The sequence below is a fragment of the Rubricella aquisinus genome, assembly GCF_014199445.1.
Taxonomy (GTDB): Bacteria; Pseudomonadota; Alphaproteobacteria; order Rhodobacterales; family Rhodobacteraceae; genus Rubricella; species Rubricella aquisinus.
On sequence record NZ_JACIJS010000011.1, the window covers coordinates 13,020 to 35,023 of the forward strand.

Annotated in this window: 19 protein-coding genes; 7 read left to right on the forward strand and 12 right to left on the reverse strand. The window is 62.6% G+C overall.

Translation table 11 applies throughout. The annotated features are described in order from the left end of the window. Positions 1 to 77: 77 nt before the first annotated feature. Positions 78 to 455 carry a Ros/MucR family transcriptional regulator gene (locus tag FHS89_RS14880; protein WP_246413959.1) on the reverse strand — a complete coding sequence of 126 codons (378 nt, stop codon included), beginning with the start codon at positions 453 to 455 and terminating at the stop codon, positions 78 to 80. 292 nt (positions 456 to 747) lie between these two features. On the opposite strand from FHS89_RS14880, the gene FHS89_RS14885 reads away from it, so the two are divergent. Continuing rightward, entirely contained in the window at positions 748 to 1,605 is an 858-nt protein-coding gene (locus FHS89_RS14885; RefSeq protein WP_184012921.1) for a hypothetical protein, read from the forward strand. Here the strand turns inward: FHS89_RS14885 and FHS89_RS14890 are convergent. Then, a complete protein-coding gene (locus FHS89_RS14890) occupies positions 1,593 to 2,975 on the reverse strand; it encodes an MATE family efflux transporter (RefSeq protein ID WP_184012922.1) in 1,383 nt (460 codons plus the stop codon). The two genes, FHS89_RS14885 and FHS89_RS14890, sit on opposite strands and share 13 nt — an antisense overlap. After that, on the reverse strand, positions 2,972 to 4,984 hold the full coding sequence (locus FHS89_RS14895) for a M3 family metallopeptidase (RefSeq protein WP_184012923.1): 2,013 nt from the start codon (positions 4,982 to 4,984) through the stop codon (positions 2,972 to 2,974). Before FHS89_RS14895 ends, FHS89_RS14890 begins: the two co-directional genes overlap by 4 nt. Before the next feature lie 69 nt (positions 4,985 to 5,053). On the opposite strand from FHS89_RS14895, the gene FHS89_RS14900 reads away from it, so the two are divergent. Beyond that, on the forward strand, positions 5,054 to 5,506 hold the full coding sequence (locus FHS89_RS14900) for a tetratricopeptide repeat protein (RefSeq protein WP_184012924.1): 453 nt from the start codon (positions 5,054 to 5,056) through the stop codon (positions 5,504 to 5,506). A 119-nt stretch (positions 5,507 to 5,625) separates the two neighbouring features. Then, positions 5,626 to 8,115: a GcvT family protein gene (locus FHS89_RS14905; RefSeq protein WP_184012925.1), complete on the forward strand. Its 2,490-nt coding sequence runs from the start codon at positions 5,626 to 5,628 to the stop codon at positions 8,113 to 8,115. A gap of 487 nt (positions 8,116 to 8,602) precedes the next feature. On the opposite strand, the gene FHS89_RS14910 is transcribed toward FHS89_RS14905, so the two are convergent. From FHS89_RS14910 to fabA, 7 genes are all read right to left on the reverse strand, one after another. Beyond that, entirely contained in the window at positions 8,603 to 9,673 is a 1,071-nt protein-coding gene (locus FHS89_RS14910) for an NAD(P)/FAD-dependent oxidoreductase (RefSeq protein WP_184012926.1), read from the reverse strand. Beyond that, on the reverse strand, positions 9,670 to 10,635 hold the full coding sequence (locus tag FHS89_RS14915; RefSeq protein WP_184012927.1) for a threonine ammonia-lyase: 966 nt from the start codon (positions 10,633 to 10,635) through the stop codon (positions 9,670 to 9,672). Before FHS89_RS14915 ends, FHS89_RS14910 begins: the two co-directional genes overlap by 4 nt. Next, the gene (locus tag FHS89_RS14920; RefSeq protein ID WP_184012928.1) at positions 10,632 to 11,465 is read right to left on the reverse strand and encodes an alpha/beta fold hydrolase; all 834 of its coding nucleotides are present in this window, start codon (positions 11,463 to 11,465) and stop codon (positions 10,632 to 10,634) included. The genes FHS89_RS14915 and FHS89_RS14920 overlap by 4 nt, the downstream gene beginning before the upstream one ends. Further along, entirely contained in the window at positions 11,462 to 12,142 is a 681-nt protein-coding gene (locus FHS89_RS14925; RefSeq protein ID WP_184012929.1) for a haloacid dehalogenase type II, read from the reverse strand. Before FHS89_RS14925 ends, FHS89_RS14920 begins: the two co-directional genes overlap by 4 nt. A 401-nt stretch (positions 12,143 to 12,543) precedes the next feature. Beyond that, complete coding sequence (locus FHS89_RS14930; RefSeq protein WP_184012930.1) at positions 12,544 to 13,332, reverse strand: enoyl-ACP reductase FabI; 789 nt, start codon at positions 13,330 to 13,332, stop codon at positions 12,544 to 12,546. Continuing rightward, positions 13,325 to 14,551, reverse strand: coding sequence for a beta-ketoacyl-ACP synthase I (fabB, locus tag FHS89_RS14935; protein WP_184012931.1), 1,227 nt, complete (start codon positions 14,549 to 14,551; stop codon positions 13,325 to 13,327). The genes FHS89_RS14930 and fabB overlap by 8 nt, the downstream gene beginning before the upstream one ends. Positions 14,552 to 14,594: 43 nt before the next feature. Continuing rightward, complete coding sequence (gene fabA, locus FHS89_RS14940; RefSeq protein ID WP_184012932.1) at positions 14,595 to 15,101, reverse strand: bifunctional 3-hydroxydecanoyl-ACP dehydratase/trans-2-decenoyl-ACP isomerase; 507 nt, start codon at positions 15,099 to 15,101, stop codon at positions 14,595 to 14,597. A 187-nt stretch (positions 15,102 to 15,288) separates the two neighbouring features. Here fabA and irrA point away from each other — a divergent pair, with 187 nt between their 5' ends. The 3 genes from irrA to FHS89_RS14955 all read left to right on the forward strand — a co-directional run bounded on the left by irrA (position 15,289) and on the right by FHS89_RS14955 (position 17,143). Beyond that, on the forward strand, positions 15,289 to 15,708 hold the full coding sequence (irrA, locus tag FHS89_RS14945; protein ID WP_184012933.1) for an iron response transcriptional regulator IrrA: 420 nt from the start codon (positions 15,289 to 15,291) through the stop codon (positions 15,706 to 15,708). 141 nt (positions 15,709 to 15,849) lie between these two features. After that, positions 15,850 to 16,824, forward strand: coding sequence for a sodium-dependent bicarbonate transport family permease (locus FHS89_RS14950; protein ID WP_184012934.1), 975 nt, complete (start codon positions 15,850 to 15,852; stop codon positions 16,822 to 16,824). Positions 16,825 to 16,828: 4 nt separating this feature from the next. After that, the gene (locus FHS89_RS14955) at positions 16,829 to 17,143 is read left to right on the forward strand and encodes a P-II family nitrogen regulator (protein ID WP_184012935.1); all 315 of its coding nucleotides are present in this window, start codon (positions 16,829 to 16,831) and stop codon (positions 17,141 to 17,143) included. A 388-nt stretch (positions 17,144 to 17,531) separates the two neighbouring features. Here FHS89_RS14955 and FHS89_RS14960 read toward each other — a convergent pair whose 3' ends face one another. After that, positions 17,532 to 18,485, reverse strand: a complete 954-nt coding sequence (locus tag FHS89_RS14960; protein ID WP_184012936.1) for an L-threonylcarbamoyladenylate synthase — start codon at positions 18,483 to 18,485, stop codon at positions 17,532 to 17,534. 71 nt (positions 18,486 to 18,556) lie between these two features. Between FHS89_RS14960 and FHS89_RS14965 the strand changes: the two genes are divergently transcribed. Beyond that, a complete protein-coding gene (locus FHS89_RS14965) occupies positions 18,557 to 20,272 on the forward strand; it encodes an acyl-CoA dehydrogenase (RefSeq protein WP_184012937.1) in 1,716 nt (571 codons plus the stop codon). An 88-nt stretch (positions 20,273 to 20,360) separates the two neighbouring features. Here the strand turns inward: FHS89_RS14965 and FHS89_RS14970 are convergent, their stop codons facing one another. Then, the gene (locus tag FHS89_RS14970) at positions 20,361 to 21,788 is read right to left on the reverse strand and encodes a TldD/PmbA family protein (RefSeq protein WP_184012938.1); all 1,428 of its coding nucleotides are present in this window, start codon (positions 21,786 to 21,788) and stop codon (positions 20,361 to 20,363) included. Positions 21,789 to 22,004: the final 216 nt, after the last annotated feature.

Consider the following 22,004-nt stretch of genomic DNA (forward strand, 5'->3'; position numbering starts at 1 on the left):
TAACGGCGGCGCCCATTTCCGGGGCACCGCCGTGTGATGTAGCGGGAAGCGGGCGGACCCGCAACCTTGGCCGCAAATCAGGCTTTTTTCTTGCGGCCCAGACCGATCTGTTTTGCCAGTGCCTGCCGTTTGGCCGCGTAGTTGGGTGCGACCATCGGATAGCTTGGCGGCAGACCCCATTTCGCGCGGTAATCATCCGGCGTCATGCCATAGGCTGTGGAGAGGTGCCGCTTGAGCATTTTCAGCTTCCGGCCATCCTCAAGGCACACGATGTAGTCATCGGTCACCGACTTCTTGATCGGCACTGCCGGAACAAGTTCCGCCTGTGCTTCCGCAGCGCCGCCCGCAAGGTCGGACAATTTGCGAAACACCGTTTCAATCAGGTCCGGCAGATCATTCGCCATGACCGAATTGTTTGAAACATGGGACGAGACGATCTCAGAAGTGAGCGCCATAATATCCGCAGTTTCCAATTCCATAGTTTCTGTCATTTCGTTTTCCTGTCGTGATGTCGGGTTGCCCAAGTTCATCCCACGAACTTACCCCACATCTGTTGAGTACCCACGGTTATACAAACCTGATTGTGATATACAAGTGCGTTGCAGTAAAAACACCGTAAATCTAGCATAAAAACGGGTCACTTGGACAGCTCTATTTAAAAGGGAGGCGAACAGGCCAGCATTCGCGGAATCCTTGCAAAACCAGCAATCCTCTGTAAGACGGGGCGGGTTCCAATGGACAGGGCAAATGCAGGATCAGCCGCTTCACAGCATCATTCTTGGCGCAGTCTCATCGCTGCCACAGGGGCCTGTGGCGATCCTGTTTGCCGAAGACCCAAGTGAAATCGCGGGGACCATCGCGCATCATCAAAAGCTCGGCTTTGACGCGATCCTGCTCATTGGAGACGACCTTGGCGTGTTGCCAGCTTTCGATGCGGAAGTGCGCCACCTGCCCGTGCTGGTGCGCAATCGCGATCATGTGGTGGAGATGCTCAATCTGTTGATCCCCGCACTAGCCGGGCGATGGATTTATTGGGGCTTTAATGCCGAATACCTGTTCTTTCCCTTTTGCGAGTCGCGCAGCATCAAGGATTTGACGGCCTTCATGGAAGAAGAGCGGCGATCCTCCGTCTTTACCTCCGCGATCGACCTTTATGCGGGCGATCTATACCGCGCCACGAATGCCGTCGATCCGTCTGATGCCTATCTCGACCGGTCGGGATATTACAGCTTTCAGCGCTATCGCGACGGGCAGCCGCTGGATCGGCAGTTCAACATCTTTGGCGGGCTTGGCTGGCGGTTTGAGGAGTTCGTGCCGTGGGAACGCCGCCGGATCGACCGCGTGAGCCTGTTCAAAGCGCGAAGTGACCTCACCATCTGCACCGATCTGCTGTTGTCGGATGATGAGATGAACACGGTATCGAGCAAATGGCACCATAACATCACCTGTGCGGTGATGTCGTTCCGGGTGGCAAAATCGCTCAAACGCAATCCGGGATCGACCTTCGAGATTGCCAATTTCACATGGCGTCAGTCGGAGCGGTTCTCTTGGACCTCAACGCAGTTGATGGAGCTTGGCTTTATCGAACCGGGTCAATGGTTCTGATCCGCCGGGCGGAGCAGGTTTAATCCAGCACCACGCGCCACGCGCAGCGTGATGATCGCGGCCAGAACCGCCCCGGTGACCCCACCGGCCAACAGCGCAAGCCAAACGCCCCGCACCTCAAGCCCCATCGGCCCGGTGAACAGCCACCCGAACAGGGCCAGCCCAATCCCAAGCCGCCACACGCCAATCAGCAGCGGCCAGTTCGGCCTCTCCAACCCCTGAAGCAGGTTCTGACTGACAAAGATCAGGACAAGGAACGGCAGGCCAAAGCTAAGGATTTGCAGGAACATCACCGCATGGGCGACCACCGCGTCATCGTCATTGAACAACCGCACCAATGGCTCCCCCATGGTCCAGATCACCACCGCACCCAGCGCCACGAATACACATCCGGCCATAGCGGTCAGCCCGACCGCCTCCCGAATGCGATCCTGTTTTTCGGCACCGATGTTCTGAGCGGTCAGTGGCAGCAGCGCCGTGGTCAGCCCGATCACTGGCAACAGCAGCAACTGTTGCAACCGGAACCCCACGCCATAGGCAGCCACCGCATCCGCGCCATAAGGCCGAAGGAAAAACTGCGCGATCACACCGCCCAGCACGGTCACATAGATCGTTGAGCAGGCGGGGATGACATTGCGCATCAAATCCTTCTGCTTGCCCCATCGCGGCAGCAGATCACGCCATGCGATGTCCCTCAACACATCAGAGCGAAAGGCGCTCCATCCGATGAACAGCAAAACCCCCGACTGACACAGGATGGTAGAGAGCGCGATGCCGTTCAGCCCAAACCCGTCGAACACCCCCGGAATACCCCAGATGAACAGCGGGTTCAGCCCGACATTGGCCAAGGTGGCCGCCAATTGCGCCCGCTCCTGCGTCACCGTATCGCCCTGCGCGCTGAGCGTTCCGGTCATCGCATAGGTCACGATGAACCCCGGCGCGGAAAGCAGCATCAGCCGCATATAGGTGACAGCGTTATCCACATAGGCATTGTCACCCCCAACCGCGCGCGCAAGCGCGGGCAGCCCCCAGAACCCCGCGACCATCGCCAACGCACAGACCACGACTGACGCCCCGATGGCTTGCGCCGCCGCCCGCGCGGCCGCCTGCCTGTCACCCGCCCCGATCGCATTCCCGACAAAGGCAGACACCCCGATGCGAAACCCAACACCGGTCCCGATGATGATGAAAAACAACTGCGAACCAAGGCCAAGCCCCGCCTGCGCCTCCGTCGAGATTTTGCCAGCATAAAACGTATCGGTCACATTATAGAGCGTAACAAACAGCAAGGAGAGTGCCGCCGGAATGGCGACAGCCCGGATATGCCCCAGAATGGAGCCTTGCGTCAGATCACGCTCTTTGCCGCTCATGCCGCGTTGAGCCCGCGCCCTTTCAACAACGGCTCCGGCCCCGGCATCCGGCCCCGGAACGCGGTGTAGAGCACATCTGGCGCGCGTGACCCGCCCGCGGAGTAAACATGCTCCGCCAGTTTCGCGGCCAATTCGGGGTTGAACGGATCGCCCGTCTCCTCAAACGCGGCGAAGGCATCGGCGTCCATCACCTCTGACCACATATAGCTGTAATAGCCCGACGAATAACCGTCGCCTGCGAACACATGCTGGAAATGGGGCGTGGCGTGGCGCATCACGATGGCCTCCGGCAGGCCGATGCGGTCCAGCGTTTCGGTTTGTGCCGCCATCGGGTCCGCCGGGGCGGGGCCCGCGTGGAAATCCAGATCGACCAGCGCGCTTGCCACATATTCGACCGTAGCAAAACCCTGATCGAAATTCTCCGCCGCTTTGAGCTTATCGAGCAGCGCCTGCGGCATCGGCTCCCCGGTTTCATAATGGCGGGCATGGGTGCGCAGGATGTCAGGCACGCTCAACCAATGCTCGTAAAGCTGGCTTGGCAATTCCACGAAATCACGCGCGACGGAGGTGCCGGAGATGAACGGGTAGGTCACATCCGACAACAGGCAATGGAGCGCATGGCCGAACTCATGGAACAGCGTGCGCGCATCGTCAAAGGTCAGCAGCGCCGGATCACCCTTGGCGAAATTGCAGACGTTCAGCACCAAGGGCCGCTCATCACCATCGAGCTTGGATTGCCCCCGGAACCGGCTGCACCACGCGCCGGAGCGTTTGGACGGGCGTGCGAAATAATCCCCAATGAACAGGCCCATATGCCGGTCGCCCAGCTTCACGTCCCATGCGCGCGCATCCTTGTGATGCAGCACCGCATCCACCGGCTCGAATGTGAGGCCAAAAAGGCGCGTCGCCACGTCAAACGCCGCGTTGATCATCGCGTCGAGCGTCAGGTACGGTTTGACCTCCGCCTCATCCAGATCGTGATCGCGCTTGCGCAGTTTCTCCGCGTAATGGCGCCAGTCATGGGGGCCAAGCGGGTGGTTTCCGCCCTCCTCCGCGATGAGCGCCTCCAGCCGTTTCGCATCCCGTTCCGCTGCGGCCTTGGCCGGGGTCCAGACCTGCATCAGAAGATCGCGCACGGCCTCCGGCCCGCCAGCCATTTCCTTTTCCAGCTTGAAGGCCGCGAAACTGGGATAGCCGAGCAGCGTCGCGCGTTCTTCGCGTAGGGCAAGGGTTTCGCGCACGATCTCCGCGTTGTCCGTGTCACCACCATTCGCACCGCGCGATGTCCATGCGGCAAACGCCTTTTCGCGCAGGTCGCGGCGGGTGGAGAATTGCAGGAACGGCACGATCAGCGACCGGCTCAGGGTGATGACATAGCCGTCCACGTCCCGCTCCTGCGCCGCCGATTTGGCCGCGCGCACCAGATCCGCAGGCAGCCCATCGAGATCCTCCGCAGAGAGCGCCATCATCCAGTCCCGCTCATCCGCCAGCACGTTTTGCGTGAACTGCGTGCCGAGCGTCGCGAGCCGCTGCATCACCTCCGCCAGCCGCGCCTTGCCTGCGTCATCCAGTTGCGCCCCGGCCCGCACGAACATCGCGTGATAAAGCTCCAGCACCCGCAATTGTTCATCCGTCAGGCCAAGCGTGTCGCGCCGCTGGTAGAGGTCATCAATCCGCTCAAACAACTCCGCATCCATCGTAATCTCGGAGGAGAAGGCGGCGAATTTCGGGGACCATTCGCGCATGATCGCCTCCACTTCCGGCGATGCGTCGGTGCCAGAGATGTTGAAGAACACGCCCGCGACCCGATCCAGCAACCCCTCCGACTGCTCCATCGCCTCGATCGTGTTGGCGAAGGTCGGTGTGCCGCTCTCCTTGATCGCCGCGATCCTTTCCCGCGCTTCCGCGAGGCCTGCCTCGAACGCGGGCGCGTAATGCTCCGGCGCGATCAGATCGAAGGGCGGCAAGCCGTAAGCGCGGTCAAAAGGCTGTAACAACGGGTTGGTCATGCTCTGGCATCCTTATCAATTCGCGCTAAGACCTATGGTGATAGACCCATTCCGGCAAGGAGCCATCCCATGCGTTTTCTCATTCTGATCGCGATGCTGTTCGCATCCCCACTTCATGCGGCCCCGTCCGGCACGGATTACGGCAGCACTACGAGCAAGGACGCGCGCCTGACAGCGGCCCTTGGCATGATCGAAAGCGGGCAGGCCCCCGCCGCAATCACGATGCTGGAGGAGATTGTCGCCCGCAATTCCGACAATGCCGATGCGTGGAACCTGTTGGGCTATGCCCATCGCAAGGAAGGCGATTTCGCCGCGTCCCGCGTGCATTACACACGCGCACTCACCCTGAACCCCCGGCATGAGGGCGCGCTCAGCTATATGGGTATTTTGGAATTGGAGGAGGGGAACATCGACGCGGCCCGCGCGCTCCACGCCCGGTTGCAGGCGGTGTGCTTTCTGGGATGTGAGCCGCTCGATGATCTGCGAGAGGCGTTTGTGGCACGCGGCACGCCGGTCAGTTAATCCATTCCGACATAATCAGGGCAGGTCGCAAATCCGCATCCAACAGTCGCCCGCGCGCCCTTCCCCTTCAGCGCTTCACGGCACAAGATATCAGCATCTTTGCCGGAGGATATTGAGTCATGAGAACCCATGCACGCGCCGTTGTCGTCGGAGGGGGCGCGGTTGGCGCGTCCATCGCCTATCACCTTGCCAAGGCGGGCTGGTCCGATGTGGTGTTGCTTGAACGCGACGAGCTGACCTCCGGCTCCACATGGCACGCAGCCGGTTTGTTGCCGCTCTTTAATATGAGCTACGCGGTCAGCCACATTCACGACTATTCCGTGAAATTCTACAAAGAGCTTGAGGCGGAAACGGGCCTAAATGCGGGCTTTTCGGTCGTGGGCAACCTGCGCATGGCGCAAACGCAGGCGCGGATGGACGAATACCGGCTCTATGCCTCCACGGCAGAGACGGTCGGCATTCCGCATGAATGGCTGACCCCGCAGGATATCAAGGATCGCTACCCGCTGGTGCAGACCGAAGACCTCGTCGGTGCGATCTTCCACCCCACCGATGGCTACATCAACCCGGCTGACGTGACGCAAGCCATGGCAAAGGGCGCGCGCCAACGCGGGGTTGAGGTGATCCGGCGGGTGCAGGTCGATGGCTTCTCCCGGCAGGGCGATGACTGGGTCGTCCATTGCACCAAAATGGCGGATAAGGGCGGCAACCTCATCTCCAGCGAGGACAAGTTCACCATCACCTGTGAGCATGTCGTCACCGCCACTGGCAACCATGCCCAGCGCACCGCCGCGATGATCGGCACCTACATCCCCGCGATCCCCGTGGAGCACCAGTATATCGTCACAGAGCCTGATCCGGCCCTTGTCGAATGGCGCAAGCAGAACGGGGAGCACCCGGTTCTGCGCGACGCGGATGCGAAATGGTATGTGCGGGAAGAACGCGGCGGCTGGATCCTTGGCCCCTATGAGCGGAACGCGCCCGCCTGCTTCAAGTTTGGCGTGCCGGACAGTTTCCGCGCGGACCTGTTCCCCCTCGATCTGGAGCGGATCGAAGAGGAATACATGTCGATGATCCACCGCATCCCATCCTCCGAAACCGCCGGGTTGAAGGACGATTTCAACGGTCCGATCTGCTACACCCCCGATGGCAACCCGCTGGTCGGTGAGGCCCCCGGCGTGCGCAATTTCTGGTTCGCGGAAGGGTTCTCCTTTGGCATCACGGCGGCAGGCGGCACGGGCCATTACCTTGCGCAATTGATGACCGAAGGGGAGGCGGAGATTGACATGTGGTCGCTTGATCCGCGCCGCTTTGGCGGCTGGGTCAACCGCGAATATGCCACCAAAAAGAATGAGGAGGCCTATGAGCATGTCTATATCCTCCACCACCCCGATGAAGAGCGCCCCGCGGCCCGCCCGCTGAAAACCGCGCCCTGTTATGACCGGATGGCCGCGCGCGGCGCGCAGTTCGGCTGCGTCAACGGGTGGGAGCGGCCCAACTATTTCGCCCCTGAAGGGTTCAGCGACCATGACGCGCGGTCCTTCCGCCGGGGCGGCTGGTGGCAATATGCTGAGGCCGAAGCCAAGGCCGTGCGGGAGGCTGCGGGCCTGATCGACGCCTCCGCCTTCACCAAACATGTGCTCAAGGGGCCGGGGGCCACGGCCTTCCTCGACTGGTTGACCTGCAACAAGCTGCCCAAAGTGGGCCGCATCAACCTGACCTATGCGCTGACCGTCGCGGGCACCGTGCGGACCGAGCTGACGATCGTGCGGCAGGCGGAGGATGCCTATTACCTCGTCACCGCCGGTGCGGCGGAGGCCTATGACAGCGATTACCTGGCAAAGATGGTTGAGGATAAGATCGGTGAATTTGGCTCCATGTATCTGGCTAATGTCACCGCGCAATATGGCGTGTTCGCGCTGGCAGGCCCACGCAGCCGGGACATTCTGCGCGATTTGATCGTGGCCGAAGACCCGGCAGCGGCGCTGACCAACAAGGCATTCCCGTGGTTGTCGGCCAAGCAGATCGACCTTGGCATGGTGCCGACACTCGCGATCCGCGTGGCCTATACCGGGGAGCTTGGCTGGGAATTGCATCACCCGATGGAAATGCAGAACCACCTCTTTGACCGGATCATGGCCGCAGGGGAGCCGCATGGCCTGAAACTGGTGGGTGCACGGGCGCAGAACTGGCTGCGGCAGGAGAAATCCTATCGCGCCTTCGGCTCTGACCTTGGCAGGGACGCGACGCCGCTGGAGGCTGGGCTGGACCGGTTCGTGGACCTCGACAAGGAGTTCAAGGGCAAGGCCGCGATGCTGGAGACGGGCATCCGCGCGAAATGCGTCACGGTCCTGATCGACGGGCCTGATGATGCGGACCCATGGGGCCGTGAGGGTCTGTTCCATGACGGGCAGATGATCGGACGGTTGACATCGGGTGGCTACTCCGTGGCCTTTGGCAAGCAGATCGGCATCGGCTATGTCCGCCCCGATTTGGCGGTGACGGGGCAGGCGCTGAAGGTGCGGATCATGGATGGTCTCTATGATGCGACCGTGACCGAGGACAGCCCCTATGATCCAAAGAACGAAACGATCCGCATGAACGGCTGATCCGACCGTTCTGAAACCGAAAAAAGGCCGCGGGATGGTTTCCGCGGCCTTTTCCCGTCCAGGGAGGAATGTAGGGGCGCCGACCCGGCATGGTGACAGAACTGCCGGGTCGGCGAGCGCCGCGGGACCCCGGGACAGGTGGGGATCAGGGGCCGCAGCACGATAAGACACATAGGGTCAAGGGTGGCCATGGGCCTGTCCAACACAATCATCTGGGACGGATGATGGTCCACGCGCTGCTACATCCAGTCTGATCTGAAACCCCAATACTCATGGGACAAGACGCGACTAACTTCAGATGCAGGACAGGTCGAAAGCGTCCACGGGGGCAACCGTATCGGCTTCTCATGTCGCGCACGCAGTGTGAAGAACCCCTCTTTCCGTATGCCTTAAATCAAATATGACGCAACGGCAGGGACAGGCACAGACAGCTATCGTGAAAGTAGCGTGAATTCTGCGGAAACAGCTTGGCGAATTTGCGTAAAACCTAGGCAAACCGCCGGGGTGAAAGGGAATTCTCAACCCAGTCCGGGCAGGGGGACGCCTCTCCACGAATCAAAGCGGCCATATGCGCGGCCAGTGCGGGCGATGTCTGCACGCCATACCCCCCCTGCCCTGCCAGCCAATAAAAGCCGGGCGCATCCGGGGCCTCCCCAGCCACCGGGACATGATCGGGGGCAAAGCTGCGCAACCCGGCCCAGCTATGCGTGACGCGGGTGATTTCATAGTCCACGGCCTGACTGAACCGATCGAGCCCTTCTGCGATCACCATATCCTCCGGCCACGCGTCCTGCGGTGGCACCGGATCCTCATCCGCCGGGGACACCATCAGCCGCCCGGCCTCTGGCTTGGCGTACCATGTCTCGGTCGCGGGCAGGATCATGGGCCATGTGGCGATGTCCTGCTCGACGGGCAGGATCGCGGCGGACCGGCGGTACGGGATGATGCCCATGGGCCGGACATGCGCGCCGCGCGCAACTTCGTCGGCCCATGCGCCCGCTGCGTTCACCACCGTCCCAGCCGAGCAGGCCCGCCCATCGGCCAAGCTGATCTGCCAGCGCCCATCATGCGTGAGCGCCGTCACCTCCGCCTTTGTCCAGACCTCCCCCCCGGCGGCGCGATGGGCGCGCAGGTGATCCTGCATCAGGCGGTCCACGTCGATATCGGATGCCGCGCGTTCAATGGCCGCGCGGTTCGCGGCCTCCGGTCGCAAGAGGGGGAAGGCCGCGCAGGCTTCTTCCGTCGTGATCTGCTCCACGCCATGCGCCTCTGCCATGAAGGCATCAAAAGCCGGGCGGTCGTCGCGTGTGGCGATGGTCATCACCCCGCGCGGGCTGAGATAGCCGCCCTCGGACAATGGCCCGAAGCTCAGGTCATTGAGGGCGCGCAGCACCGGCTTGCCATAATTCCGCACGAAAATCGCAGCCGAGCGGCCGGTGGAATGCCTCCCCGGCGCGTCCTCCCGCTCCAAGAGCAGCACAGAGCGGTGCCCGGCCAGCGCCGCTGCCAGCGACGCGCCCGCGATCCCCGCGCCGATGATCGCGACATCAACTCTCATGGCCGGGCAAGCGCGCGGTCGAACATCTCAGGATCGACATTCCCACCCGTGGTCACTGCGATCACTGCATCCCCCTCAAACGCATCCGCATGAAACAGCACAGCAGCGAGGGCAGCAGCCCCGCCCGGCTCCAACACCAGTTTGAGCCGCAGGAACGCGTGTTTCATCGCATCAAGGCATTCGTCATCCGTGACCACCACACCCGGGCCGCAATGAGCCACCATGATGGGAAAGGTCAGATCCCCCGGTTGTGGCGTCACGATCGCATCGCAAATGGAGCCAAGCATCGTCGCGTTCCGCTCGATCCGGCCAGAGGCGAGGGAGCGGGTGACGTCATCGAACGCGTGCGGCTCACAGGGGCGCGCGCGGAATCCCGGCGCGCTCCCGGCAAGCGCCAACGCGATGCCGGAGGTCAGCCCCCCACCGCCGCAGCACACGGCCACGTCGGCTTGGCTCACGCCGTATTCCGCGGCTTGCTCGGCTATCTCAAGGCCAGTGGTGCCTTGGCCTGCGATCACATGCGGGTTGTCATAGGGCTTGATCAGCGTAAGCCCGCGCGCGTCGGCGAGCCGCGCGCCAATGGCCTCCCGATCCTCTGTCGCCCGGTCATAAAGCACGACCTCAGCGCCCAGCGCGCGGGTGTTGTCGATCTTGAGCGCGGGGGAGTTCGCGGGCATCACGATCACAGCGCTCAACCCAGCCCGTGCGGCGGCTGCCGCCACCCCTTGCGCATGGTTGCCGGACGAATAGGCGATGACACCCCGTGTGCCTTCGGGCAGTTGCGAAATGGCGTAGGACGCCCCGCGATATTTGAAGCTGCCGGTATGTTGCAGGCATTCCGCCTTCACCAGCACGCGCCGCCCCGCCATCTCATCCAGAAAGGGGGAGGTCAGCATCGGTGTGCGCCGGGCCACGCCGTCCAGCACGCGGGCTGCGTTGCGGATATCGTCATAGGTGCTCATGTCGCGCGCTCCAGCAGGCAGTCAAACAGGGAGAGGCTCTCGGCCTCATCAAGGAAGGGGACATGCCCCCGGTTCGGCACCTCCCCAGTCAGGAGGTCAGGATGGCGGGCCTTCATCCGCTCCACCGTCTCTGCCGTCAGGAGGTCGGAATGCGCGCCGCGCAGAACGCCCGTGGGAATGCCCGACAGCGCGTCGAACAGGGGCCAAAGGTCGGGCATCGGGCCGGCCTCGGCCTGCGCGAGGATCGCGTCTCGCAATTTGGGATCGTAGCGCAAGTGCAACCCATCGGGTTTCTCGTCGTAGAACCGCCGGACATGGGGCAGCCAATCCGCGGCTGTCATGGTCGGGAAACGCTCGGCGTTGAAGGCAGCCGTGGCCTGTGCCGCGTCCTCATAGGTTTTCGCTGCAGGGCGACGGCCCAAATACTGCATGATGACATCAAGGCCACCGCCCGCGATCTCCGGCCCGATATCATTGAGAAGCACGGCAGAGAGCCGCTGAGGCAGCGACGCGGCGATCACCATGGCCTGCAACCCGCCGCGCGATGTGCCGACGATCATGGCCCGCTCGATCCCAAGGTGATTGAGCAGCTCCACCGCGTCGCGCGCCTCTACGGCCACGTCATAGGTCATGAAATCAGCGGCCCGGTCGGATGCGCCTCTCCCGCGCGCGTCCAACCGGATGAAGCGGGCGGCATCCGCGCGGGCGGCCATCAATGGCTCGAAATCAGCCATGTTGCGGGTCAATCCCGCAAGGCACAGGACCGGGTGGCCTGCGCCCTGATCGTCATAGGCCAAAGACAGCCCATCGGAGGTCTCGAAATACTTCATGAGGCAAGCTCCGGTATCGTCGTCAGATCGGTGAGCGTATGGGCAGGCTTCGCCCATAGCCGGTCCATGGGCAGGCCCGCGCGATTGACCCAGACGGTCTGGAATCCGAACCCCACCGCACCCGCCGCGTCCCATCCGTTGGAGGAGACGAAAAGTACGTCATCGGGCGTGCAGGCAAACCGCTCTGTCACCATGGTGTAGACGCGGTCATGGGGCTTGAAGATGCCCACATCCTGCACGGACAGGACCGCGTCCAGCATGGGGCCAATTCCAGCGGAGCGGACGGCGGCGTCCAGCATCCCCGGCTCCCCGTTTGACAGTATGGCGGTCTGGTAGCCGTTCTCTTTAAGGGTGGCGAGCATCTGCGGCACCTCGGGATAGGCGCTGAGTTGGTGGTATAGCTCCAAAAGGCGCGTGCGCAGCGCAACGTCGTCGAGGCCAACGGCCTCTAGCGCATAATCAAGCCCATCTTGCGTCACGGTCCAGAAATCAATGTGCTGCCCCGCGATCGCGCGGAGCCATGTGTATTCCAACTGCTTTTGCCGCCAAAGGGCGGAGATTTCGGGCCAATGCGCCGCGAAAGCCTCCCGCCCCGGTTCGGCCGCAGCGTCCCGCGCGGCGGCAGAGACGTCGAACAATGTGCCATAGGCATCAAACACACATACCCGAATTGCCATGTCATCCCTCCGCGTTTTCCGGCCCAAACCTTGCGCATCGGGGGACAAAGCGCAATCCGACAAAGCGCTCCCGCACGTCGCTGGCCCTTCGGGCCGCTCCCTTTGGGCCGGGCGCCGCGCCTTACGGCGCGGCGGTGCCTCCGGCGGGGTATATTTGAAGAAAGTGAATTTGGGTTTGCGTTAACAGAGCAGCCCCGCGATTCGGCCGTGGGTCAAGGTCCGAGGAACGAGCGGCCTTGACGCGCGGGCGAATCGTGACACCCACAATTGAAAGCGTGATTTGAGGAACAAACCTGTTCCTCAAACACCTCATGACAGGCGAAGCCCCAGCGCCGAAGGCGCTGCCGGAGCAAACGGGAGGAAGGAGCGTCAGCGACTGAACGACGGGCGGGAGAGCCGCGTCAGAGGTTCTCGGGTTGGGCCATGCCGAGGATATGATAGCCGCCATCGACATAGAGGCATTCGCCCGTCGTGCTCGCCCCATAGTCCGAGATCAGGAACGCCGCCGCCCCGCCGACATGGGCGAGGTCCGCATTCGTGCGCATCGGGCTATTTTCCTCGGTCGTGCGGTAAACCTTGCGTGCCCCACCGATCGCAGCCCCCGCGAGCGTGCGCATCGGGCCGGGGCTGACCGCATTCACACGGATACCATCGGGGCCAAGATCATTGGCCAGATACCGCACGGACGCCTCAAGCGCGGCTTTCGCCACGCCCATCACATTATAGCTCGGCGTCACGCGCTGTGATCCAAGGAAGCTGAGCGTCAGGATCGTGCCGCCATCCGTCATCAGCGGATGCGCGCGCCGCGCCACATCCACCAGCGAATAGGCCGACACATGCAACGCTTTCTGGAACCCATCAAGCGACGTGTCCATGAACCGCCCCGACAGGTCCTGCTTATCCGCATAGGCAATCGCGTGGACCACGAAATCGAGCTTGCCCCATTGCGCCTCGATCTCTGCGAACAATGCATCGAGCGTCTCAGGCTCCTGCACGTCGCAATTCATGATGATCGTGGAGCCAACGCTTTCGGCCAAGGGGCGCACGCGCTTTTCAAATCCTTCGCCAAGGAAGGTGAAGGCCAATTCCGCCCCCTCCTCCGCCAGCACCTTTGCGATGCCCCAGGCGATGGATTTGTCATTCGCGACGCCGATGATCAGCCCGCGCTTGCCCTTGACCAGATCAGCCATCGTAGCGGCTCATCGCGAGGGTGGCGTTGGTGCCACCAAAACCGAAGGAATTGGACAGGATCGTGTCGATGCCCGCGTTGTCCTTCCGCTCCAGCACGATCTCTTCCGGGCTAAGTGCGGGATCGAGCGTCGTGACATTGGCCGAGGCCGCAAGGAAATCATCCTGCATCATCAACAGCGAATAGATCGCCTCATGCACCCCGGTCGCACCAAGGCTATGCCCGGTCAGCGATTTGGTGGAGGATACGGGCGGCGTGTTGCCCTGACCGAAGATGTTGCGCAGCGCCTCGATCTCCTTGATGTCGCCCACGGGCGTGGAGGTGCCGTGCGCGTTCACATAGGACACTTTCCGCTCCCCCAGCGTGGACATGGCAAGGCGCATCGCGCGCTCCCCGCCCTCACCCGACGGGGCGACCATGTCGTAGCCGTCAGACGTGGCGCCATAGCCCGTCACCTCAGCGTAGATTTTCGCGCCGCGCGCCTTGGCGTGCTCCAATTCCTCCAGCACGACCACGCCGCCACCGCCAGCGATCACAAAGCCGTCGCGGGTCTCGTCATAGGCGCGGGAGGCCGTTTCGGGCGTGTCGTTATATTTGCTGCTCATCGCACCCATCGCGTCGAACAGGCAGGACAGCGTCCAATCAAGCTCTTCACCACCGCCCGCAAACACGATGTCCTGCTTGCCGAACTGGATCAGCTCCGTCCCGTTGCCGATACAATGGGCAGAGGTCGAGCAGGCAGAGGTGATCGAATAATTCACACCCTTGATGGCGAACGGCGTCGCAAGGCAGGCGGAGTTGGTGGAGGACATGCCCCGCGTCACCATGAACGGCCCCATCCGCTTGGGACTGCCTTTCTCGACAACGATGTTATGCGCCTGAAACAGGTTCTTCGTCGATGGCCCACCAGAGCCCATGACAAGCCCGGTGCGCTCATTGGAAACGTCGGATGCCTCCAACCCGCTGTCCTTGATCGCCTGATCCATCGCGATGAAGTTATAGGCCGCGCCGTCGCCCATGAAACGCAACTGGCGCTTATCCACATGCTCGGTCACGTCGATATCGGGCATCCCATGGACCTGAGACCGGAACCCGTGCTCCACATAATCGGGGGCGGCGGAAATGCCGGATTTCCCGTCCTTGAGGGATTGCTTGACTTCATCCGCTGTGATCCCGATGGATGATACGATCCCGATCCCGGTGATAACGACACGCCGCATGGCATTTCCTCTCTACGTCTGATGACCCTGCCCGGTGGGCGGATTATTCCTGAAACAGCCCGACCTTCATGTCGGTTGTGGTGTAAATGACCTCGCCATCGGCCTCCATCGTGCCGTTCGCCATGCCCAGTTTGAGCTTGCGGTCGATAACACGGGTGAAATCGACGTGATAGCGCACGAGCTTTGTCTCGGGCGTCACCATGCCGGTGAATTTCACCTCCCCCACGCCAAGCGCGCGGCCCTTGCCCAGCATCCCGCGCCAGCCAAGGTTGAACCCGGTCAATTGCCACAGCGCATCAAGGCCAAGACAGCCCGGCATCACCGGATCGCCAAGGAAATGGCACTGGAAGAACCACAGATCAGGATTGATATCGTATTCCGCGACAACATGCCCTTTCCCGTGGCTGCCGCCATCAGCGGAAATCTCGGTCACCCGGTCCATCATCAGCATTGGCGGCGCGGGCAATTTCGGATTACCGGGGCCAAACATTTCGCCACGGGCACATTGCAAAAGGCCCTCATAATCAATGCTGCTGGGTCGGTCGGTCATGTGGGTCTGCTCCGGATATGCTTCAAAACTGCAATATTTCTCACGCATGATGTAGCATCCGCCGCGCCCGGGCTGCAATGGCAACTGTGCGGCTTGTGCATCGCGCGATGTTTGCGAAACCGTCACACATGCATTACATAAGGGCGTAGAAGTAACTGCAGGACGACCGACAATGGCGACAGGCCGCATGACAGACAGCACAGTGACCCGCCGCGCGCGCCAATGGCTCGCCGGGGCGAACCTGCGCCCGACACGTCAGCGGCTTTGCCTGGCGGAGCTGTTGGTGGGCGACGGGCAGAACCGGCACGTCACCGCAGAAAGCCTGCACCGCGCGACGGCGGATGCGGATATGTCCGTGTCTTTGGCAACGGTCTACAACACCTTGCGCGCGTTTTGCGATGCAGGTCTGGTCAATGAGATCACGGTCGATGGCACCCGCTCCTATTTCGACACCCGCACGGATGACCACCCGCATTTCTTCTGGGAGGAGGATGGCCGCCTGACCGACGCGCCGACCGACAGCGTTGCGTTTGAACGGCTTCCCGCAGCACCCGAGGGCGTCGAAATCTCAAAGGTCGATGTGGTGATCCGGCTGCGCAAAAGCTGACCGCCTGCCCGTTCGTCCATCTGTTTCTTTTTTCCCCAAATACCTCCCGCCGGAGGCTTCCGCACCCGGCTACACGCACCCCCTTTGCCACCTGATGGAAAAAGGGTAAGGACACGCCAGTGATTTACGGAGTTGCCTTTCATGGATGCGATCCTGAGCCTCGCCGCGGCGAATATCCTCTCCCCGACCGTCTTGTTCTTTATCCTTGGGTTTGCGGCCTCTCTGGCCCGGTCTGACCTGTCGATCCCCGAGGCGGTGGCGAAGGGCATGTCGCTCTATCTGCTCTTGGCCATTGGGTTCAAGGGCGGTGCTGGCGTGGCGGAGAATGGCCTGACGGTCACACTCGGCTTTGCCATGATCGCGGGGATCATCCTGTCGGCCTCCATCCCGCTCATCGCTTTCGTGATCCTGCGCGCCATATCCGGGCTGAGCCGCGTCGATGCGGCGGCGGTGGCGGCGCATTACGGCTCCATCTCCATCGTGACCTTTGTGGCGATGACCTCGATGCTTGATGCCGCCGGGATCGCATTTGAGGGCTTCATGGTCGCGGTTGCCGCAATCATGGAGGCACCGGCGATCCTGACGGCGCTGCTTTTGGCCTCTGGTGCGACGGGCAAGAAAGGCGTGGACAAGGATTTGCTGCGTGAAGTGATGCTCAATGGCTCCATCGTGCTCTTGATCGGGGCCTTTGCGATTGGCTGGATCACCGGGGTCGAAGGACTTGCAAAGATCGAGGCCTTCATCGTCTCTCCCTTCCAGGGCGTCCTGTGCCTGTTCCTGCTCGATATGGGGCTGATTGCCGGGCGCGGGATGCGGTCGAGCCGCCAACACCTCGCACCACCAGTGATCCTCTTCGGGGTGCTTATGCCAGTGATCGGTGCGAGTCTTGGCTTGGCATCAGGGCTGTTGCTGGGGCTGTCCGTCGGGGGGGTTGCGGTGCTGATGACGCTGTGCGCGTCCGCAAGCTATATCGCGGTGCCCGCGGCGATGCGCGTGGCACTGCCCGCCGCGAACCCGTCGATTTACCTTACGCTGTCCTTGGGCGTAACCTTCCCGTTCAACCTGACGGTGGGCATTTCGCTCTATCTCGCCGTCGCTTCCCTGTTCGGAGGATAGAGCCATGCAGACCCACCCTGCCAAACGGATCGAGATCATCATCGAAGCCCCGCTCCTGCGCCGCCTGACCGATGCGCTCGATAAGGCGGACGTGCCGGGATATACGGTGCTGCCCGTGTTGGCCGGATCCGGCAAATCCGGGCCATGGAGCCGGGAGGGACAGGTGTCATCCGCAGGCGGCATGGCATCGGTCACGCTGGTCACAACGGTTGAGCGCGCGGATCAGGTGCTGGAGACCGCCTTTGCGGTGGTCCAACCCCATATCGGTATCGTGAGCGTTACGGACTGCGAAGTCATTCGCCCGGCCCGTTTCGCCTGAAGGCGCTCCCGCAGGTCGCTGGCCCTTCGCGCCACTCCCTTTGGGCATGGCCGCCCGCTCGCGCGGGCGGGTGCCTCCGGCGGGGTATACTTGAAGAAAGTGAATTGGACTTGGTGGGGCAAGAGCAGCCCCCGCGATTCGGCCGTGGGTCAAGGTCCGAGGAACGAGCGGCCTTGACGCGCGGGCGAATCGTAAGCCCCACAATCGGAAGCGTGATTTGAGGAACAGACCTGTTCCTCAAACACCTCAGTGCAATCTTAAACCGGCGCGCAGCGCCGGCCTTTCCGGGCGCTTCATTCCATTCCGCGCGTTCGGGCGCAAACGCTGCCCCGCAGCGTTTGTCTTTCGCCCTCACCCCAAAGGGAGGCGCAGCCGACGTGCGGGAGGGCTACCTTGGGGCCGCCGCGCGGCGAAGCCGGTCGTTGATCGCCCGTCCCAATCCCTGATCCGGGATCGGCGCGACCGCGATCTTTTTTGCATCGTTCAAGGCATGAAGGCAGGCAAACAGATTGGCCGCAGCCTCCGCCAGATCGCCAGTTCGTGACAGGTTAAGCCCATCTACCCCCGGCCCGAAGCCAAGCCATACCTCGTCCGCGTTCGGTGCCAGCGCATTCAGTCGCACCGTGCCATTTGGCGCATAATGCGATGTGAGTTGCCCCGGTGCTTCGGGCGTCTCCAGATCCTCACCGTCCTGCAACGGGCCCGCGAGTGCTGCCTCAAGCGCCTCTTTCGGCACGCCCCCTGCGCGCAGGAGGCATGCGCGGCCCGCGCGCCAGCCGACGATAGTGGATTCAACGCCAACCGTGCAGTCCCCGCCATCCAGCACCGCCGCAATCCGCCCATCGAGACCGTCAAGAACATGCTGGACCCTTGTCGGGCTGATCCGTCCCGACGGATTGGCACTTGGCCCGGCAATCGGCGCGTCTGCCGCGCGCAGCAGACGTTGCGCCAGAGGATGTGCGGGGACACGGATGGCGACCATCGGGCCGCCCGCTGTCACCAGATCGCTCAACCCGTCCCGCTTTGGCACCACCAGCGTCAAAGCGCCGGGCCAGAATGCCAGCGCCAAGGCCCGAGCCTCCGGGCTGAACACGCCCCACCGCTCCGCCGCCGCAAGATCGGGCACATGGATGATCAGCGGATTGAAACTTGGCCGCTCCTTGGCCGCATAGATCGCCGCCACCGCCTGTCCGTTGCGCGCATCCGCGCCAAGGCCATAGACCGTCTCTGACGGGAACGCGACGAGCGCGCCAGCCGCAAGGAGGGCCGCTGCCTCCGCCACTCCAGCATCCGTGGGCGGCAGGCGTCGGGTCGCCGTAACGTGGCGTTCTTCTTGTGTCATGCCGGTGCCAATCTTACCAATCGTTGAAAACGGCGTTAGTGCGCCATGCCATATTTGGGGAGGGTTTCACAATGACATATCAGGCACCCGTTGCGGACATCCAGTTCACGCTCACCCATGTGATCGGCGCATCGGCGCTCGCTGAAACCGAGCGATTTGCCGAAGCGACGGAGGATATGTCGGAGGCGATCCTGACGGAGGCCGCGAAGCTCACCGAATCCGTGCTCGCGCCGCTGCAGCGCCCCGGCGATCTGCATCCCGCGCGACTGGAGAATGGCGTGGTGCGCTGCTCGCCTGGATATGCCCAAGGGTATCAGGCGATTGCAGAGGGCGGCTGGGTCGGGATCAACGCCGACCCGGATTTCGGCGGCATGGGGCTGCCGATGACGCTGACGACAGCCGTGGGGGAGATGATGAACTCCGCCTGCTTGTCACTGGCGCTTAACCCACTGATGACCCAAGGACAGATTGAAGCACTGGAGGCCCATGCCAGTGACGAGATCAAGGCGCTCTACCTGCCCAAGCTGATCACCGGCGAATGGACCGGCACGATGAACCTGACGGAGCCGCAGGCGGGCTCGGATGTTGGGGCGCTCACGACCAAGGCCGTGCCAAACAGTGATGGTACCTACGCGATTTCCGGCCAGAAGATTTACATCTCATGGGGGGATCACGATCTGGCGGAGAATATCTGCCACCTCGTGCTGGCGCGTCTGCCCGGCGCGCCGATGGGCACGAAGGGGATATCGCTCTTTATAGTGCCGAAATACCTGCCCGATGGCGATGGGAAACCGGGGGTGACCAACCGGCTCAATCCTGTGAGCCTTGAGCATAAGATGGGGCTTGGCGGCTCTCCGACGGCTGTGATGGCGTTCAACAACGCGACCGGCTGGATGATCGGGGCGGAAAACACGGGCATGGCCGCGATGTTCACGATGATGAACAACGCGCGGCTTGGCGTGGGAACGCAAGGGGTTGGTGTGGCGGAGGCTGCCTATCAGCACGCGCTGGCATATGCGATGGACCGCAAGCAGGGCCGCTCCCCGATCAAGGGCGGGACCGGAACGATCATGGATCACGCCGATGTCCGCCGGATGCTGATGACGATGAAGGCGCTGACGCGCTCCGCCCGGGCGATTTGCTATGATTGCGCCTATTCGCTCGATATGGCGAAGGCAACGGGCGACGCGGCATGGACCGCGCGCGCGGCGTTCCTGACACCGATCGCCAAGGCGTTCGGCACGGATGTCGGGTCGGAGGTGTCGGACCTCGGTATTCAGGTGCATGGCGGCATGGGCTTTATCGAGGAGACGGGTGCTGCGCAATTTGCCCGCGATGTGCGCGTGACGCGCATCTATGAAGGAACCAACGGCATTCAGGCGATGGATATGGTCGGGCGCAAGCTGGCCGATGGCGGCACCGCCGCCGAGGCCCTGTTGGACGAGATTGAAGCAACGGCCGTAACCGCGCGCGACGCGCATCCGCTGCTGGCCGATGCGTTGCAGGATGCGGGCGAATGCCTTGCGGAGACGACACGCTGGATGGTGGAGCAGGAGTTGAACGACCGCTTCGCTGGGGCGGCGAATTATTTGCGCGCCTTTGCCCTGACCCTTGGCGGGCATTACCTGATGAAAGCCTCCCTCGCCGCACCGGGTGATACAGCGCGTCTGGCGCTGGCACAGTTCCATTTGCGCCAGTTGGTGCCACAGGTAACCGCCCTCGCGCTGAGCGCGCAGGAAGGCGCGGAGCCGCTCTACGCCCTGTCCGTGCGCGATTTTGCTCAGTAACGCTCCCGCCCGTCGCCGCCATATCAAAGATATGTCGCCTCCCGTTGGGGGTGAGGGATCGGCAGCGACCGAACGACGGGCGGGAGGGCTAGGTGCTGGAGCCGCCCACCGTCAGCCCGCCGATCAGAAGGCTTGGTTGTCCAACGCCCACGGGCACCCATTGCCCCGCTTTGCCGCAATTTCCCATACCCGGATCAAGCGCCATATCATTGCCGATCGCGCGGATCTGCTTCAGCGCGGTTGCACCGTCGCCGATCAGCGTCGCACCCTTGACCGGTGCGCCGACGACGCCGTTCTTGACCTCATAGGCTTCGGTACAACTGAACACGAATTTGCCATTGGTGATGTCGACCTGCCCGCCGCCAAAGCCCACCGCGTGAATGCCGTCCTCCACACCCGCCACGATATCCCCCGGGCTGACATCGCCGCCCAGCATGTAAGTGTTCGTCATCCGCGGCATCGGCACATGCGCGAAGCTTTCGCGGCGGCCGTTGCCTGTCGCGGCCACACCCATCAGCCGCGCATTCTGACGATCCTGCATATAACCCACGAGCACACCATCTTCGATCAACACATTTCGCGCCGATGGCGTGCCCTCATCATCCACCGTGAGGGAGCCGCGCCGGTCCGGGATCGTGCCATCATCAAGCACGGTCACGCCCTTCGCCGCGACCTCCTTGCCCATCAAGCCCGCGAAGGCCGACGTGCCCTTGCGGTTGAAATCACCTTCCAGCCCGTGGCCCACTGCCTCATGCAACAGGATGCCGGGCCAGCCGGGGCCAAGTGCGACGTCCATCACACCGGCGCGCGCGGGGATCGCATCAAGGTTCACCTTGGCGATGCGCAGAGCCTCGTCCGCGACTTTCACCCAAGTCTCCCGCCCCGTCAGTGGCAACAGGCCATGCCGCCCGCCACCCCCCGCAGAGCCGCTTTCGCGCCGCCCGGCATGTTCGACAATCACGGAGATGTTGAGCCGCGCCATCGGGCGCACATCCGTCACCTGCTGCCCCTCGGGGCGCAGGATCACGACCTCTTGCAGGCTCGCGCCGATGCTGACGCTGACCTGCACGACAGCGCTGTCCTTTTCGCGCAAATACGCGTCGATCTCTTGCAGCAACTCGATCTTTGCCGGGAACTCCATATCGGTGGTGGGGTCGATATCGGAATAGAGCTTGCGATTAGTCGGCTGCGGCCCATCCGCGAGCGTCCCTGCCCCGGTCCGTACCGCGAGGCGTGCCGTCTCGGACGCGCGGCGCAGCGCGGCCTCCGTCATTTCCGTGGAGTGCGCGTAGCCCACGACCTCCCCCTCCACCGCGCGCAGGCCGAACCCTTCGGCAGCGGTATAGTTGGCCGATTTCACCCGACCGTCGTCAAACACCAGCCCTTCACCGCGCCGCCGTTCCAAAAACAACTCCCCGTCATCCGCACCCGCGACCGTTTCGCGGAGAATCGCCAAGGACGCCTCCCTGTCGAGATCGGTTTCAAACGGGGCGAAACTGGGTTGGGTATCCGACATTCGGAAAACCTCCGGGTTTTAGGTGGCAAAAATGTATGTATGCGACGGAATGCGGCAGCGAGATGGGTTGCCCCAACTCATGTAGTGTGGTTTTTGACGTGGATCAAATAGGGGAGCGGAAGAGGCCCGGTTTTTACACGCGGTGACGTGTGGATCGTGCGCCAATCCCAACCAAAACGCGGGAACATGACTATGCGAATGAACAGGGTTCTGATT

Coding starts and splice junctions, on each gene's coding strand:
- FHS89_RS14880 (WP_246413959.1), bottom strand. CDS start 455: ATGGCGCTCACTTCTGAGATCGTCTCGTCCCATGTTTCAAACAATTCG.
- FHS89_RS14885 (WP_184012921.1), top strand. CDS start 748: ATGCAGGATCAGCCGCTTCACAGCATCATTCTTGGCGCAGTCTCATCG.
- FHS89_RS14890 (WP_184012922.1), bottom strand. CDS start 2,975: ATGAGCGGCAAAGAGCGTGATCTGACGCAAGGCTCCATTCTGGGGCAT.
- FHS89_RS14895 (WP_184012923.1), bottom strand. CDS start 4,984: ATGACCAACCCGTTGTTACAGCCTTTTGACCGCGCTTACGGCTTGCCG.
- FHS89_RS14900 (WP_184012924.1), top strand. CDS start 5,054: ATGCGTTTTCTCATTCTGATCGCGATGCTGTTCGCATCCCCACTTCAT.
- FHS89_RS14905 (WP_184012925.1), top strand. CDS start 5,626: ATGAGAACCCATGCACGCGCCGTTGTCGTCGGAGGGGGCGCGGTTGGC.
- FHS89_RS14910 (WP_184012926.1), bottom strand. CDS start 9,673: ATGAGAGTTGATGTCGCGATCATCGGCGCGGGGATCGCGGGCGCGTCG.
- FHS89_RS14915 (WP_184012927.1), bottom strand. CDS start 10,635: ATGAGCACCTATGACGATATCCGCAACGCAGCCCGCGTGCTGGACGGC.
- FHS89_RS14920 (WP_184012928.1), bottom strand. CDS start 11,465: ATGAAGTATTTCGAGACCTCCGATGGGCTGTCTTTGGCCTATGACGAT.
- FHS89_RS14925 (WP_184012929.1), bottom strand. CDS start 12,142: ATGGCAATTCGGGTATGTGTGTTTGATGCCTATGGCACATTGTTCGAC.
- FHS89_RS14930 (WP_184012930.1), bottom strand. CDS start 13,332: ATGGCTGATCTGGTCAAGGGCAAGCGCGGGCTGATCATCGGCGTCGCG.
- fabB (WP_184012931.1), bottom strand. CDS start 14,551: ATGCGGCGTGTCGTTATCACCGGGATCGGGATCGTATCATCCATCGGG.
- fabA (WP_184012932.1), bottom strand. CDS start 15,101: ATGACCGACCGACCCAGCAGCATTGATTATGAGGGCCTTTTGCAATGT.
- irrA (WP_184012933.1), top strand. CDS start 15,289: ATGACAGACAGCACAGTGACCCGCCGCGCGCGCCAATGGCTCGCCGGG.
- FHS89_RS14950 (WP_184012934.1), top strand. CDS start 15,850: ATGGATGCGATCCTGAGCCTCGCCGCGGCGAATATCCTCTCCCCGACC.
- FHS89_RS14955 (WP_184012935.1), top strand. CDS start 16,829: ATGCAGACCCACCCTGCCAAACGGATCGAGATCATCATCGAAGCCCCG.
- FHS89_RS14960 (WP_184012936.1), bottom strand. CDS start 18,485: ATGACACAAGAAGAACGCCACGTTACGGCGACCCGACGCCTGCCGCCC.
- FHS89_RS14965 (WP_184012937.1), top strand. CDS start 18,557: ATGACATATCAGGCACCCGTTGCGGACATCCAGTTCACGCTCACCCAT.
- FHS89_RS14970 (WP_184012938.1), bottom strand. CDS start 21,788: ATGTCGGATACCCAACCCAGTTTCGCCCCGTTTGAAACCGATCTCGAC.